Source organism: Paenibacillus sp. P36 (genome assembly GCF_045866505.1).
Classification (GTDB): domain Bacteria; phylum Bacillota; class Bacilli; order Paenibacillales; family NBRC-103111; genus Paenibacillus_E; species Paenibacillus_E chondroitinus.
In genome coordinates, this window is sequence record NZ_AP038372.1 from 6399853 (window position 1) to 6416161 (window position 16309).

At 47.7% G+C, this 16309-nt stretch carries 14 protein-coding genes; 2 read left to right on the plus strand and 12 right to left on the minus strand.

Features of this window, described 5'->3' with window-relative positions; genetic code table 11:
* Position 1 precedes the first annotated feature (1 nt).
* From rfbB to ACKTT9_RS28515, 3 genes are read right to left on the minus strand one after another with little or no spacing between them, the layout of a single operon-like run.
* Positions 2–1072, minus strand: coding sequence for a dTDP-glucose 4,6-dehydratase (gene rfbB / locus ACKTT9_RS28505; protein ID WP_407868590.1), 1071 nt, complete (start codon positions 1070–1072; stop codon positions 2–4).
* Positions 1069–1983: a glucose-1-phosphate thymidylyltransferase RfbA gene (gene rfbA / locus ACKTT9_RS28510; RefSeq protein WP_407868591.1), complete on the minus strand. Its 915-nt coding sequence runs from the start codon at positions 1981–1983 to the stop codon at positions 1069–1071. Before rfbA ends, rfbB begins: the two co-directional genes overlap by 4 nt.
* 12 nt (positions 1984–1995) lie before the next feature.
* On the minus strand, positions 1996–2976 hold the full coding sequence (locus tag ACKTT9_RS28515) for a dTDP-glucose 4,6-dehydratase (protein ID WP_407868592.1): 981 nt from the start codon (positions 2974–2976) through the stop codon (positions 1996–1998).
* A 212-nt stretch (positions 2977–3188) separates the two neighbouring features.
* On the opposite strand from ACKTT9_RS28515, the gene ACKTT9_RS28520 reads away from it, so the two are divergent.
* Together ACKTT9_RS28520 and ACKTT9_RS28525 are read left to right on the plus strand one after the other, a co-directional pair.
* Positions 3189–3905, plus strand: a complete 717-nt coding sequence (locus tag ACKTT9_RS28520) for a hypothetical protein (RefSeq protein ID WP_407868593.1) — start codon at positions 3189–3191, stop codon at positions 3903–3905.
* A gap of 28 nt (positions 3906–3933) precedes the next feature.
* Positions 3934–5469, plus strand: coding sequence for an MDR family MFS transporter (locus ACKTT9_RS28525; RefSeq protein ID WP_407868594.1), 1536 nt, complete (start codon positions 3934–3936; stop codon positions 5467–5469).
* Positions 5470–5520: 51 nt separating this feature from the next.
* Here ACKTT9_RS28525 and ACKTT9_RS28530 read toward each other — a convergent pair whose 3' ends face one another.
* From ACKTT9_RS28530 to ACKTT9_RS28570, 9 genes are all read right to left on the minus strand, one after another.
* Complete coding sequence (locus tag ACKTT9_RS28530) at positions 5521–6111, minus strand: TetR-like C-terminal domain-containing protein (protein ID WP_407868595.1); 591 nt, start codon at positions 6109–6111, stop codon at positions 5521–5523.
* Between the two features lie 150 nt (positions 6112–6261).
* Positions 6262–7041: an SDR family oxidoreductase gene (locus ACKTT9_RS28535; protein WP_407868596.1), complete on the minus strand. Its 780-nt coding sequence runs from the start codon at positions 7039–7041 to the stop codon at positions 6262–6264.
* 132 nt (positions 7042–7173) lie between these two features.
* Positions 7174–8373 (minus strand): macrolide family glycosyltransferase, encoded by a 1200-nt coding sequence (locus ACKTT9_RS28540; protein ID WP_407868597.1) that lies wholly within the window; start codon positions 8371–8373, stop codon positions 7174–7176.
* A gap of 89 nt (positions 8374–8462) precedes the next feature.
* Positions 8463–10616 carry a pectate lyase gene (locus ACKTT9_RS28545; RefSeq protein WP_407868598.1) on the minus strand — a complete coding sequence of 718 codons (2154 nt, stop codon included), beginning with the start codon at positions 10614–10616 and terminating at the stop codon, positions 8463–8465.
* A 434-nt stretch (positions 10617–11050) separates the two neighbouring features.
* Complete coding sequence (locus ACKTT9_RS28550) at positions 11051–11431, minus strand: MerR family transcriptional regulator (protein WP_407868599.1); 381 nt, start codon at positions 11429–11431, stop codon at positions 11051–11053.
* Between the two features lie 39 nt (positions 11432–11470).
* Positions 11471–12442 (minus strand): oxidoreductase, encoded by a 972-nt coding sequence (locus ACKTT9_RS28555; RefSeq protein ID WP_407868600.1) that lies wholly within the window; start codon positions 12440–12442, stop codon positions 11471–11473.
* 160 nt (positions 12443–12602) lie between these two features.
* On the minus strand, positions 12603–13943 hold the full coding sequence (locus tag ACKTT9_RS28560; RefSeq protein WP_407868601.1) for an LLM class flavin-dependent oxidoreductase: 1341 nt from the start codon (positions 13941–13943) through the stop codon (positions 12603–12605).
* A gap of 11 nt (positions 13944–13954) precedes the next feature.
* Positions 13955–15097: an N-methyl-L-tryptophan oxidase gene (gene solA / locus ACKTT9_RS28565; RefSeq protein ID WP_407868602.1), complete on the minus strand. Its 1143-nt coding sequence runs from the start codon at positions 15095–15097 to the stop codon at positions 13955–13957.
* 28 nt (positions 15098–15125) lie between these two features.
* Positions 15126–16295 carry an amidohydrolase gene (locus ACKTT9_RS28570; protein ID WP_407868603.1) on the minus strand — a complete coding sequence of 390 codons (1170 nt, stop codon included), beginning with the start codon at positions 16293–16295 and terminating at the stop codon, positions 15126–15128.
* Positions 16296–16309 lie beyond the last annotated feature (14 nt).

The window sequence follows — 16309 nt, forward strand, 5'->3', positions numbered from 1 at the left end:
CTTATACACCTACCGTTTGTTTCGGCTGATAGAGCTCCCTGTACCATTCAATGGTTTGGCGCAGCCCCGAGCCAAACGGAATACTGGCTTTCCAGCCCAATTCTTGGTACATTTTGCTGCAATCGATCGCATAACGCCAATCATGCCCGGGCCGATCATGAACGAACTGAATCAGTTCGCTGTAGCTGGATAAGCCCGCTTCCCTCAGCCTTTCAGATGCCAATTCATCCAGAATCGCGCAAATTTCCAGCGCTAAACTTAGATTATTGCGTTCGTTATCCGAGCCCACATTATAGGTCTCGCCGTTGATCCCGTTGTGATAAACAAGATCAATCGCCTCGACATGATCTTGCACATGGAGCCAATCCCGCACATTGCGGCCGTTGCCATAAATCGGTATCGGCCGCAATTGAAGGGCAGAACGAATCACTGTCGGAATGAGCTTTTCGTCATGCTGCCGTGGCCCATAATTGTTGGAGCAATTGGTGATTACCGCATTAAGGCCATAAGTGCGGTTAAAGCTTCTCACTAGCAGATCGGAGCTCGCTTTGCTCGCGCTGTAGGGACTATTCGGGGCATATTTGCTTTCTTCCGAGAACTTTCCTGTTTCCCCAAGAGCTCCATAGACTTCATCCGTTGAAATGTGGTGGAAGCGGCAATCTTCATATCCTGGCTTTACTGCTCCCGGACCCTCCATCCAATGCCGCATCGCTGCATTCAACAACGTGAATGTACCCACGATATTGGTTTGAACAAATACGCCGGGGTTCGAAATCGAATTGTCCACATGGGATTCGGCTGCAAAATGTACGACTCCCCTGATGTTATACGCTGTAAAAATAAAATCAACCAATTCTTGATTCTCAATCGATCCATGCAGGAACGTATAGTGAGGGAACTTTTCCACTTGCTCATTGAAGTCTTCCGAGGCGGCATAGGTCAACTTGTCCAGGTTCACAATTTCGTAATCCGGATACTTGGACAGCATATGAAGGATAAAGTTGGAGCCGATGAATCCAGAGCCCCCAGTTACCAGGATAGCATTGGGGTTCATTGGATAAGAGAGCTTCATGCCAAATGCACCTCCATTCTATTGGACGCAGTCGTGTGCTTATTGTGATCTCTTTTAACAATGTCCAGCAAATACTGACCATATTCGTTCTTCAATCGTTTGGCAATGTGAATGAGCTGATCCTGATTAATATAGTTTAAATGAAACGCAATTTCCTCGATGCACGCGATCTTGAATCCTTGCCGTTTCTCCAATGTCTCGATGAACTGAGAAGCTTGCATTAAGGAATCATGCGTACCGGCATCGAGCCAAGCTAAACCCCGACCAAGCACCGTTACACGCAGCTTCTTCTGCGCCAAATAAACAGCATTCAAATCCGTTATCTCTAATTCTCCTCGCGCAGACGGTTTAAGCGACTTGGCAATCCGAACGACGTCATTGTCGTAGAAATATAACCCTGTTACCGCATAGTCTGATTTCGGATGCACCGGTTTCTCCTCAACCGATAATACACGATTATTCGCATCAAACTCGACAACGCCAAATCGGGACGGATCCTTGACCCGGTAACCGAACACGGTAGCTCCATTCCTGTTTTTCACCGTTTCCTGCAGCATGGCTGTAAAACCTTGACCGAAGAAGATGTTGTCCCCCAGAATGAGCGCAACATCATCGTTGCCAATGAACGATTCTCCGATCAGAAAAGCTTCCGCCAGACCTCCCGGATGCTCTTGCACCGCGTAAGAAATTGAAAGGCCGAGGGTACTCCCGTCTCCGAACAAACCTTGGTAGCGTGGGGTATCCTGCTGCGTACCGATGATCAGAATCTCGCGAATACCGGCCAACATCAGAACAGAAAGCGGGTAATAAATCATGGGTTTATCGTAAATGGGCAGCAAATGTTTCGTCACGGAAATGGTGAGCGGGTATAGCCGTGTCCCCTGCCCGCCAGCTAGAATAATGCCTTTCATCTGATCATCCTCCTAATGGATCGTAGTTACTTCTCCTTGAGCGGTCCACCACTCGGCATTGCTTTGATACCATGAAGCTGTCTCACGAATTCCTTCCTCGAGTCGGTAAGTCGGTTGCCATCCGGTATCCGCAGTCAACTTGTCACAACTGAGCGGGTATCTGTCAAAGTTCCCTGGCCGATCAGGGACAGACTGCACCAATGACCATGGACGGTCTAAACATTGAAGCACCGTTTGCACAATTTCCTTCGTCGTAGCCGTTTGGTTTCCCGAAATATTGTAAACGGAACCTGCGACTCCATGATGGATAATCGCGTCAAGAGCGGAACAATGGTCTTCAATATGCAGCCAGTCCCGCATTTGTTCCCCATCACCGTATAACGGAATCGGCCTGTTTTGAAGGGCATTCGTAATCACAAGAGGCATCAATTTTTCCGGTGTCTGATACTGACCATAATTGTTGGAGCACCTGGTAATAATCGTATCCATGCCAAACGCCTGATGGTACGACTGAGTAATCAATTCGGTCGCGACCTTGCTTGCTCCATATGGATTAACAGGGGCAAGACGATAAGTTTCAGACACCTCGCTCCCCTTAAGTACGGGACCGTACACTTCAGCGGAAGAAATTTGTATCACGCGTTTGACGCTAAACTTCCGTGCCATATCCAGGACCATTTGCGATCCAATGACATTGGCGCTAATGAGCGAACCAGGTGACTGCAAACTTCGGTCAATGTGCGTTTGTCCCGCCAAATTCACCACGACATCCACCCCTAATCCAAAAGCACGTACAAGAGCCAGCTCATTCTCGATCATTCCGTCAACATAAATGTAATTGGGATTTGCTTGGAATCGCGCGACATTCATAGCCCGGCTTCCCGCTCTGTAAGGAGAAAAATTAATGATTGTGTAGTCTGGATGCTGTTGAAACAAATGATTGGTCAAGTTTGTCCCTATGAACCCTGAACCGCCAGTTAGCAAAATGCGCATTTGTTTTCCCTCCACTTCTCTCGTTACAGTTAAGTCCTCATTATGATGAAACTACTTTGAATTTAGACTAATATAATTAGTCTGTCAATTAATTTAAGTAATTTAATAATAAAATAATAAGTTGACTAACTAAGTTAATTAGTTTTATGATAATGAAAACATAACATTCATAAGGGTTGAATCTATCCTTAATCTACTGGAGGTCTGTTGGCATGAAATCAAGTGTGTCTGCGGGGAAAGTGACGATCACGCACGAAAATAAGATCTATACGAGTTCATCCAAATCTGCGAATGTGTTTCGGATTCAGTTGACAAGCATCGGATTAGGCATCTCCGGCATCCTGTTTGTCCTTTATCCGGCAATTCGCCCTTTCTCGGATGAAGCATCCTTGTCGGGGGCGGCAGCGTTCGCCTCACCGGAATGGTTGATTGCGCACGTTATGGCGATGCTCGCATTCATTCTTTTAACGTTTGGCTTATTGGGGTTTTACCTTTTTCTCCAAGAAACATACACGGATCGCCTTGCATTCTTGGGATTTGTTTTGAGCTTGCTGGGAACGGGTCTGACACTACCCTTTTACGGAGCTGAAGTTTTTGGCCTGCATGCCATTGGACAGGAAGCCATTAAGCTTCAGAACTCAGACTTAATCGGTATGGCGAATGTCGTCCGTTTCGGACCTGGATTCACTATGATTCTAATTGGGCTCTTATCACTGGCAATTGGTTGCATCCTAACCGCCATTGGCATTTGGAAATCGCGTATCCTGCCGAAGTGGAGCGGTATTCCCCTTGCTCTAGGATTTCTGCTCTACATTCCGCAGTTCGTGGGAACTCAGCCAATCAGGGTGGCTCACGGCTTTGTTGTAGCAATAGGATGTCTATGGATGGCTGTGAGTTTATTTCGAAAAAGCCGCCTCTCGCAAAGGTAACGGCTGGAAACTAATGGAGGTACGTGACATGCTGCAACAAAAAAATAAGAAGTTGGGTATTGTGTTCGCCGGCCTTTTATTAGGCATTCTAATGGCGTCGATGGATAATACCATTGTTACCACCGCCATGGGAACCATTGTCGGAGATCTTGGGGGATTAGACAAATTCGTTTGGGTGTCATCTGCGTATATGATTTCTGAAATGGCAGGGATGCCAATCTTCGGTAAACTTTCCGATATGTACGGTCGTAAGAAGTTTTTTGTATTCGGCATCATTGTCTTTATAATCGGATCCATTCTCTGTGGAACTGCACAATCCATGATTCAGCTTAGCATTTATCGCGCTATTCAGGGAATTAGCGGTGGCGCTATCATCCCCATTGCTTTCACGATTATGTATGATGTCGTTCCTGCGGAAAATCGAGGAAAGCTTGGCGGCTTATTCGGCGCTGTATTCGGAATTGCCAGCATCTTTGGCCCTTTGATCGGCGCCTTCATTACGGATCACATTAACTGGCATTGGGTATTTTACATCAATCTCCCGATCGGATTCCTTGCGCTTCTTTTTGTCGCCCTATTCTACCAAGAATCTCATGAGCATTCTAAACAGAAGATCGACTGGTGGGGAGCGCTGACTTTAGTCGGAGCAATCGTGTGTCTAATGTTCGGTTTAGAACTTACCGGGAGGCCGCTTGGTACGAATTCGGGGCTGATTATTGGCTTGTTTGGAGGTTTCGGTATCCTGACCGTCTTATTCCTGATTGCCGAAACGCGCGCCGCAGAGCCAATTATTCCCTTCGCCATGTTTAAAAAGAGATTATACGCCATGAGTAATGCAACCGCGATATTCGGTGGGGCAGCCTTCGTCATCACGTCGGTTTATACTCCGATCTTCATTCAAGGCGTGCTCGGGGGCTCCGCCACAAACTCGGGACTGGTTCTGCTTCCTATGATGCTGGGAACCGTTGTTACGGCAACCATCGGTGGCTTTTTGATGAGTAAATTCAGTTACCGGGCTATCATGATACCAGCTTCGATTATGTTTGCAGCCGGCATCTATTTATTAACCACGCTTTCTTCAGGTTCCTCCCAGCTTCTCGTTACGACATACATGATCATTGTTGGGCTAGGTATCGGATTTTCATTCTCTGTCCTAGGAAATGCATCGATTCACGGAATTGAAGCCAACCAACGCGGTTCGGCCAGTTCAACGCTAACTTTCCTCCGTTCGCTCGGCATGACGGTAGGCATTACGATTTTCGGCATCATTCAAAGCCAATCTTTCATGAACAAGCTGGCATCGAGTGCTGCCGTCAAAGACCAGCTCCCGCAAGGGATGGCGCTTACCGATCCGCACGCTCTTCTTGATCCTGCTGTCCGAATGAACATTCCCGCTTCGGTACTTGATACCATCACCCAAGCATTGTCTTCTTCCATTGTGCTTACATTTGGCTGGGCTTTGATTCCAGCACTGCTTACCGTTTTGTCAGCCATAGCGATGAGCAAAGAAAAGTTGGAAGCCGATCCTGAAGTCAATGCCAAAGCATCTGCAATCGTTCATTAAAAACCAAACAACCCCCACACCACTCCGAGAGGGTGGATGCGGGGGTTGTTTTTATCTCGCTTTCAGAGCAGCGCTTGGATAGCGCGCATGCAAACCGGCCAAGAACGTATCGATAATCATTTGTAAACTATCGTCCAGATCATAGGGAAGGCCGAAGCCGCCCTTCTGCTCCAGCGAAGCAAAACCATGCAAGATGCTCCGCAGCGCTCGTGCCATATGGATGGCATCCAACTCTTCAAGTTGATACGCTTTCAATACTTGAGTCACGAGATCGACGATTTCCTGGCCGACTTTAACCACTTCAGCGTCTTGCGGGTCCGCAGCTTGCAGCGTCACTTCATATAAACCAGGATGCGACCTTGCGAATTTCACATATGCTTTCGCCATCTCATGAATCGCTTCGTCACCGGAGCGACCGATCGCAGCGCGTATCAGAACATTGAGTAGCTGCTCCAATCCGTAAACAGAAAGCAATTTCCGAATCCCTACGAGACCATTGAAATGGTTGTACAGGGAAGGGGAGCGAATATCCAGCTTTTGAGCAAGTGCCGTTAATGTCAATTCTTCAACACCGCTCGTATCCACGATTTCCGCTGCCGCTTTCAAAATGTTGTTCAAGTTAATACTGTTTCTTGGTGCCATGGTTGTTACTCCTTTGTTGAACTTCCGATCCTTATTATAGCATTATAACTAATGAAAATAGTTATATCAAGTTACTCATTACAATTTAACTATAAATCATACACTATAATTCCCAGTCATTTTTTAAAAAATAATATAATTAATTTATAATTAATTTTGCTCACTTAACATCTTGTCCGCCGATTTGCTGAGCTGGCTGAATATAAACTTTGGTGCGATTCGATTCATAAGCTTCAAAGCGTTGCTTTGCCCAGGGCGGATTTCGAAGTTATCCTGCTCCATCCCCCGAATCGCAGCGCCCACCATGATGGAGACGTTCATCGCCTTCGATCCCGCCAGATCCGCCGGGTCGAACGAATCTACGAGCGGAGTATCCGTCAGAGGAGGCGCTAGTTCGAACACTTTTACCCTTGTGTTTTTGAGCTGTACTCTCAGCGACTGTGTAAAAGAGTGAATTCCTGCTTTTGCTGCGCAATACACCGGCGAAATCGGCAGTGGGACAAAGGCGAGGCCAGACGATACGTTCAGGATCGCAGCCGACTCTTGCATTTTCAAATGTGTAAGAAATTGCTTCACCATCCGGATCGGACCGCTCAAATTCGTCTCGATCTCGCGGTTTAGATCCTCCAGATCAACATCCTGATCATGTAGATTAAGCCTGCGCATGAATCCTGCGTTGTTGATTAGCACATTAAGCTCGGGAAATTGCTTCACAACCGTTTCAAATAAAGCCGCAATTGCCTTAGGATCCCCAGCATCACTTTGTATCGTATGTAAAGTTGGCAGCTTTATCTTCGCTGCATCCAGCCTCGCTTGATCCCGCCCCGTTATGATGACGGTATTCCCCTGCTTTATCAGCTGCACGGCAAATTCGAAGCCGATGCCGGATGACCCTCCTGTGATAAGTACCGTATTCCCGCTCATTTTCATGCGATCTCGACCTTCCTTTCATTTTTTACTATCCTATTCTGAAGAAAATTTAAATAGTCTATTTCACTCGTTCCGCGTGTAAGAGGCTGCACGCGGCAGCCTCCGGTTTGATATTTTACTAATGTTCCTCAGTTATTCATTGTGACTTTTATACTTAAAAATCTCGTCAACAGCTTGCCGGTACCCGCCTGATTGCCTGAGGGATTCCCTCGTATTTGCTACAGCAATCTTGTAAGAGGGTTCGCTTAACACATGGTCTACGGCTTCCCGCAGTTGATTCGCTGTCAAGCTTTGCATTTGCAATTGCATGCCTGCCCCGACAGAGGCGACTTGCGCGGCAACCATCGGCTGATCGGCGCTTTGTGGGATGACAATTAGCGGAACCCCGTAATAGAGACCTTCATGGGCACTATTCATTCCACCATGTGTAATAAATAATTTGGTATAGGGCAGTAACTGTGTTTGTGAAACATAATTTTTCACGATGAAGTTTGGAGGGATCTCCCCCAGATCAGCCATTTGTGTCCTATTCCCAATAGACATGACAACCGTATGATCCGTGTTCCCCAATGCCTCAAAACAAAGCTTATAGAAATCTATGGCTTGGTTAAAAACTGTCCCCAGTGAAATGTAAATGGGTTCCTTCCCTACAATTGCTGCAAGGTCAAAGTTCTCTTGCGGCACCCGCGAAGCGATGGACGGACCTACAAATTTAAAGGTAGGGTCAAACGCTGCGCCATTAGGCTGAAACTCCCTAGTTGTATAAACGATTGTAAGAGGCGCAGGATTACAAAACACTTCATAGCGTGAAGGGATCCCCACAGCATATTGTTCCTGTAATTTTGACGTTAAGCTTTGAAATTTATCATCGATAGCTTTAAGTGTTTCTGTAGGGATTCTCGCAGAAATTTGTTCCACTAATTGATCAAATGAGCCTTTCGTCTGTGCAAAAGAAGTACAAGAGTTGATTGCCGGAAGCTTAAGAATTTGCGCAAGCAAATGGCCGCAACCAAACATCGAATCATGAATGATGTAATCAAAATGCTCATTTTCAATCTGCTCAAGAACACTAGGAATCACGATATCTGCCGTAAGCAAAAGACCGTTGATTCTCTCAAGCAAATAATCTCGCCCGCCGGAGATAAAAGCTTTGATAAATTTCTGATCGTCAAATGTTCGTACGGAAGCTCCCGTCTTTTCTATGCGCTCCCGATAAGCCTCGATACAAAAGTACACAACCTCTTCCCCACGTGAAATCAGTTCTTGCACTACGCCAATAGTTGGATTGATATGTCCCTCTGAGCCGCCATTAATAAATAACACACGCGCCATTTCCATCACTCCTTAACCTATATTTTACCACAAAAAAAAGGAACTATGACGGGATCATAGTTCCTGAACGAGAGTGCAGCCATCTATTTCTATTCTAGTTTCATGTAATAAAGATTCGTAACGTCATCCTTAGTGATGGTATGTGCGCCAGGCGCAAGCGATACGCTGACAGTGCCATTTGCAAGCGCATAGCTTGTTCCGTCTATGTTGATTTTTGTTCCATCTGCCGTATTCAAAACTAAAGTTAATGTTGCAGCTGTTATTGAAGTGAACCCAATACTCGTGGCAGACTCGATTTTTAAACATTGCGTTAATGTTAAACCGTTATATACCACGGTTCCCTTGGAAGTGGAGAGGTTCCCTTGGATATTGAAAAAGCTGCTTGTTTTTCCATCTGTCGTGAAGTTATGGACAATTGTCGATGCAGGCGGTGGTGTTTGTACCGGCGGTGTTGGCGTTGATGTCGGAGGCGTTGGCGTTGCCGTTGGTGTTGCCGTTGGTGTTGCCGTTGGTGTTGCCGTCGGTGGTGTCGGCGTTGGCGTCGGTGTTGATCCAGTGGAATTACCGCCTACAGATACAAGCTGGGTCGTGTAACTTTGTATTTTAGACATCAGTGCTGTATTCAGGATAGAGGACGTGTCATCAACGGAATCATTGAACTCCCATGTAAAATCTCCACTACCAAGGCGGCCGGCTTCTGTCGTAACAACTTGCTCAACAGTGCCTACAGCATCAACGTTAGAGGCAATCACACCCGTATCAATTGTAGTATCAAAATTATTATAAGCTGTACCGCCTGATACTGTTTTGAATGTATTTGGAACGGTTTGATTTCTTGTTGAAGCTAAGTAAGCATCGAATTGCGTAGCACTGGCCGGGGCTGTTCCACTATCGGAATTCGCATAAATGATACTGCCAGGATCAAGGATAAGGTTGTTGTAGGCTTTAATCATACCGCCAGGTTCCCCAGAGAATGTGCCTTCCCCATCATGCATATCCGTTCCTTGTAAGGAAATGAGCATTGGATTTTTGGTATGCCTGAAATAATTGGATTCTACAAATGCAGAGCTGCCTGTTGTAGCACCAACACCGTATTTGGAGACGCCGTCAAAAAAGTTATTGTAAATATGAATCGTTCCCGTTCTGATCCGCGGATGGCGAGAGTCTGAATGATCAAACCAGTTATGGTGGAAGGTTACAAAAAATTCGGACGACTCACTCAAACCGACAAGAGCAGCTTTGCCAGAATCCCAGTAATGGTTATAAGCGACTGTAATATACGTTGTTCCTTTTTTCAGATCCGTGGAGCCATCGCCTTTTGCCTGGTCAGCGTCTCCTCCTGCTGTTCCATAGAAAATATCATTATTATGCAGCCATACATTGGCATTGCCTGTATCAAGTGAAAGACCATCGTCAGGGAATAACATGATGCCTAGGTTTCTAACTTCTACATTGCCGACGTATCTAAGCAGCATTCCCCATCCATACGCATAGGCATCTTTTCCGATACCTTCTAATGTGATGTTCATTTCTGAATAATTGGATTTCCCTTTTACTTCAAGGAATCCACTGCTGTTTAGTTGTCCACTCATGTCAGAGGCTGTAACTTTTCCAATAAATCGGATCGCGAGCGGTGTTTTATCATAGCCTTTTTGTCTGAGGGCCAGAATTGAACCTAGTCCAACACCTGTTTGTAAATCGCCAGCGCTATTGATTTTCACACCAAGGGTTACCGTTTTCGCAGTTGTAGATGTGACATACAGAACTTGAGCGCCATTCTTAAGTGTACCATCCTCATTATAAGCACCTGAACCCGTACCAAACGGAGAGTTATTGGCAAAAGCAAAACCGGATCTGTCGTGCGGCGCTACGGATATCGCATTTGAAACAATGCTTTCTTTGGAACCATCTGACAGGACAACTTCCACTTTCATGATGTAATTTCCAGCTGCAAGCCCTACCGCATCAGCTCTCCAATAAGCAGCGTACTTACGGATTAGTTGCGTATCAATTTGTTTATATTGCGAATCTGCTGCAGCTGCCTGCTTAACAAACACATTATATCCTTGAGCATTGCTTACAGGTGACCATTCAACGAAAGCCGTCTCATTCCACCCTCCACTATTCGTGATCGAAATACTGGAGGCTTGCGCCACCTTAGTTACTAATCCGGTTCCGATTAGAGAGATTATAAGAACAAACAATAGAACGTAATTCGATACCTTTGCAACACTTTTTCTCAAATGAATTCCTCCCGCGTTTAATTGGCATAAACAACTGAAATCGCTTACAAGTCGTTTGATCCCTCCTCACATCACCACATTTAATTGGATTATTTTGGAACATCCACAGCTTATCAGTTTTGAATGCGGTTCCGAAACAATCATTTGATCATATCGCCCGTTAATCTGAGCTAATGATTATTGGGAGCGTTAATGATACTTCCTGACTCTGGATACACAAGTGCTCCCTTAAAAATGGAAAAACTACCGCTAATCGAAGCAAATCCGGTGCAAGGAAGGAGATAGCTGGAGAAACTCTATCTAAATCACTGCTGACGGTCCAAAATCGACGGATTTGCTGAAATTAGCGGTAGAAAGTCCAGTTAGTTAAGCAAAAGTAGCTCAGACGCGCAAAGTAGCTGGAATAATCGGCGTTATCCACTAAGTAATTCTATCTATCCACGAGGCTTGGAATGATGCTCTATAAGATCCTCATAATGTGTAAGTTTAAAATTCATGACAGACAGAGCTTCTTGCATTTCATTAATCTGCGCCTCAATCTTGCGTTGATGCTCCTTGAGTATGCGGTGGCAGCTCTCATATTCATGATTGGCTGCCAGGGTCATATACCTTTCAATTTCCTTAAGGGGCATGTTAGTTTTTTTTAGCTTCGTCACGAAAATAATTCGGCTCAAATCTTCCTGATCGTATTCCCTCTGCCCGGTTTTACCACGCTTAATCGTAGGCATTAATCCAATTTTCTCATAATAACGTATCGTATCATAACTGAGTCCGGTCTTATCGGAGATCTCAGCAATTGAATAAGTCGGCTCCATTCTTCTCCTTCTTTCCAAATCATTGGATGACCCCTAAGCTCAGGCCATGAACTTAATATGGGTCATCTCCTCACTAACCTGCCATAGCCGCTCGGCCAAATCCGGATCGATCGCCCAAGGAAATACGCCTTCTATGCGTTGGCTCAGCCCTTGCGGAGCGTTGGCCGGAACAACTTCGGCAATATCAACATCCAGGCAGTAGACGCCGCCTTTCCCGTTCAGTTGTTTACTGGTCGCACACCATACACTCGTAGCGGCTCCTTGCTCGGCCGTTTTGAATACCCCATTTGCGGCGACCTTCTCCTCGTCTGACATAAACCGAACCAAATCCGTCATAATTCTGCCGGGATGCACAGAGAAAGCGCGAACTCCGTGCGCCTTCCCCCGTTTGTCCAGCGCAACGGCAAAAAGCGCATTCGCCGACTTGGACTGGCCGTATGCTTTCCATTTATCGTACTCTTGCTGCTTGAAATGAATATCGTCAAAATTAACGCCTCCGAAGCGAACCCCGGTTGAAGAAACGGAGACGACCCGCGCGCTTCCCGCCTGTTTCAATGCCGGCCAAAGACGCAGCGTCAGCTGAAAGTGCCCCAAATGATTAGTTGCAAATTGGGATTCGTAGCCGCGTTTGTCAAGAACATATGGAGGAGCCATGATCCCCGCGTTATTGATCAGAATATCCAGTGGACGGCCAGAGTCCAGAAACTGCTTAGCAAATGCGTCTATGGATGCAGGATCTATCAGATCCAGCTCGGCCAGTTCAACCCGCGGGATGCCGGCAACGGAAACGCGAGCTTTCTCTGGTGTACGTGCCGGAACAATGACGGTCGCCCCTGCTTCAGCTAGCGCGCGGGTTGTTTCAAGTCCGACGCCTGAGTACCCACCGGTCACGATGGCGATCTTCCCGCCTAAATCTTGTCCTTCCAATACCTCCCGGGCTGTTGATTGCGCGCCAAATCCAGAATGGATCGGTTGTTGAGGTGTCACTTGATCGTTATTTTCAGTAGTCATGTTTATTTTCCTCCCTAAACTCATTCGTTCTTCTTGTACACCCCTGCATTGTAAAGCATGGAGTAAACTCCAGCGCAAGCGGATTTCTACCCGGATGCCCCGCTCTAACAACAACAAACCGGAACCCCCAAGAGTCCCGGTCTTTCCTTGCTTATTCAAATCAGCTATGCAAAGCGGTTTGATTCTGTTTCGTATAGCGGTTTTCCGGTATCGGTAACCCTAGGTTGCCCCTTAGCGTATCCGCTTCATACTCTTCGCGGAACAAACCGCGCTCCTGCAGAATCGGCACGACAAGTTCAACGAAGTCCTCGAGGCCTTGAGGTGTGGCGCTGCCTACAATGAAGCCATCGGCTCCGCCTTCTTCAAACCATGCCTGCAATTTATCAGCGACAACTTCCGGCGTTCCCAGGAAGGTCGGCTTCGGCGTGGCCACTTGGAGGGCTACCTGGCGAAGCGTTAATCCCTCAGCTTTCGCCCATGCTTTCATTTTGTCCGTTGCGCTCTGGAAGCTATTGCGGCCAAGATCGCCAAGCTCAGGGAACGGCTCATCCAGCGGATATTGCGAGAAGTCGTGATGCTCGTAGAAGCGGCCTAGGAAATCAAGTGCTTTGTCGATCGACGTGAGATTCGCAATTTCCTGATACTTACGCTCCGCTTCTTCCTGAGTTCGGCCCACGATTGGCCCTATGCCCGGAAGAATGACGATTTCATCAGGATTGCGCCCCAATGCTTTCGCACGTCCTTTTACATCGGCATAATACTTTTGGGCATCCTCCAAAGTCTCCTGTCCAGTGAAAATGGCATTCGCTACTTTAGCGGCGAAATTCTTACCGTCTTCGGATGCACCTGCTTGGAAAATAACCGGCTGCCCTTGCTTGGAGCGTGCGACATTAAGCGGACCTTTGACGGAGAAAAACTCGCCCTTATGGTTCAAAGTGTGCAGCTTCGATGGATCGAAGAATACGCCTTTTTCTTTGTCTCTCACAAAAGCATCGTCTTCCCAGGAATCCCATAGTCCCGTTGTGACTTCCAAATACTCATTCGCAATCCGATACCGCTCGGCGTGAGCCGGATGCTGGTCTTCCCGTTTGCCATAGTTAAGCGCAGAACCCTCCAAGGGAGACGTCACAACATTCCAGCCCGCTCTGCCGCCGCTAATCACATCCAGGGAGCCGAATTGCCGGGCAACTGTAAAAGGTTCACTATAAGAAGTTGACAATGTCCCAACTAGACCAATTTTGGAGCTAATGCCGGCCAAAGCGCTTAGAATGGTGATAGGTTCAAACCGATTTAGAAAATGAGGGATGGATTTCTCAGTAATATACAAACCGTCAGCAATGAAGACGAAGTCAAACTTGCCTTCTTCCGCTTTGAGCGTCCATTTTTTATAGAGCTCAAAATTCACACTGGCATCTGTAATGGCATCCGGGTGTCTCCATCCCGATATATTTCCTCCAACACCGTGAAGGATGGCACCTAACTTTATTTTTTTCTTGCTCATGTCTCTTCCTCCTAAGATTTCATGTGATTAAAACGTGACAGTGAAAAAGTACTCAGATCCACCGTGGTTGGCACTTGTTGAACAAGATCGGCAAGCAGTGAACCGACCGCACTTGCAAATTTGAAACCATGCCCTGAGAACCCGCCAGCCAGATAAACATTGGCATAAAGCGGATGGCGGTCAATGATGAAATGCTCATCCGGAGTTAACTCGTATTTGCAGACTGCACTTTGCAGCAGCTCCCCTGCTGACTGCGGCAGGAAAGCGGATAAAGTGCGGCGCAAATCCCCTTCATCCTCCTCAAGATGTCCGAATGGCGCAACCTGCTCCCCTGGAGACCAAGGTAATCCCCCGTCATGGCGGCCGATTTTGATACCCGCACCGTTAATATTCGGAAAGCCGTAATAACCTCCCTTTTGCGTTTCGAGCGTAAATCCCGGAAATATGCCTGCATCGTAAAATTGAGGCTCAGTTCGAAACCACCCCACCGTTTTGCGAACAGCCCGAATCGGCAATGTCACGAATGGTTCTAAATGCTTGAACCAGGCTCCGGCGGTTATGATCAGTTGATCCGCTGAAAATTCTCCAGCTCGTGTACGTACACGGACACCTGCTCCATCCGCCTGAATATGCTGAACCGGATTATAGGGCAGCAGCATGGCGCCTTCGGCCAAAGCCAACTTGCGATAAGCGGCAATACACTGCTCGCTGTACAAATATCCGGCATTCGGTTCATACATCGCTTCATAAGATTCAGGCAGCGTAATGCCTGCATAGCGCCGGTGAACCTCTGCCGCATCCAGCATTTCCACTTGAACGCCTGCCTCTGCGCAGCCAGGTAATCTGGGGATGAATTTGCCGATTGATCGATCGGCCATATTGAGCACACCAGAGCGAGCAAGCAGCTTTTGCCCGCTGGCATCCTCGAGTTCCCTCCATAAGCGGTCGGCGTCCAACGCCAAATTTATATAGGACTTCCCCCCGCTATAGGCATGGCGGATTAACCGCGGCTCTCCATGATGGCTTCCATTTTCGTGCGGGGGATCATACGAATCGATCATCAAGGTGCGGACTCCCCGCCTGGCCAGATAATAACCTGCGCTCATGCCCATGGACCCGGCTCCGACAACGATCACTTCAAACGAATTTTTCATGCCTGACCTCCTCCAAGGCCTCCAGGGCCTACCCCTCCGCGGCGAACCGGTTCAGCTCATCGACTGCCAATTCGGTAAAAAACAAGGCCGAAACGGACAAAGCCCGTTCATCGATATCAAAAGCAGGATGGTGCCATTCCCGAGGTCCGGATGTTCCCATAAAGGCAAAAAATCCCGGTATATCCTGCTGGTAAAAAGCAAAATCTTCCCCTGCCGGTGAGGGCGTTGGTGTCGTGACCTCAAAACCAAGCCGCTTAGCCACCTTGCCAGCCGCTTCGGCAAGCGCCTCATCGTTGTGCACGGACGGTGGTCCCTGCAGCCAGCGCAGCGATGCTTTGACCCCATACGCCGAAGCGATGCCTGTCACAATTTCACTGAAGCGCTGCTTGACTCGGGTACGGACCTCAGCGTCGAACGTTCGCACCGTACCGTCCAAGATCGCTTTCTCCGGTATGATGTTCCAGGCGGTCCCCGTATGCAGTCGCGTTACGCTGACAACCGCGCTTTCGAGGGGACTTACATTGCGGCTGACAATTGACTGGAGAGCCGTGACCAGATAAGCCGCCGCTACGACCGGATCTACGCTAGCTTCCGGCACGGCAGCATGCGATCCAACACCTTCCAGTTCGACGAGAAAACCGTCGGCAGCAGCCATCAGTGCACCCGGGCGAATCCCGATAGTGCCTACAGGCAAATCTGGCTTATTGTGCATGCCATAGATCGCACGAACGCCTTTCAGCGCGCCGGCTCTGATCACCTTTTGAGCACCCGCGGCCTTTTCTTCCGCCGGTTGAAACACCAACCGAACGCTCCCAGCGAGCTCGTGTTCTCTCTCTTTTAGAAGTAATGCTGCGCCTATTAAAGCGGCGGTGTGAAAATCATGGCCGCATGCATGCATTTTGCCCCCATATTTAGAAGCGAAGCTGAGTCCTGTCTCCTCTTGAATCGGCAGCGCATCGATATCGGCACGCAGCGCCACAACTGGCCCCCCGTGCAGTCCGCCTACCTCGGCAATCAAGCCCGTTTCCAGATTGAATTCGGAGGCAATACGGATATCGGCGGCCTCCAGCGTCGTTCGGATAAACGCCGTTGTCTCGAACTCCTCATGGGACAGCTCCGGAAACTGATGAAGGTGACGCCGGATATCCACCAGTTTTTGTTGAAATATATGTGGTTTGTTGATACTAACTTCCGCCATGATGTTTCCTCCTG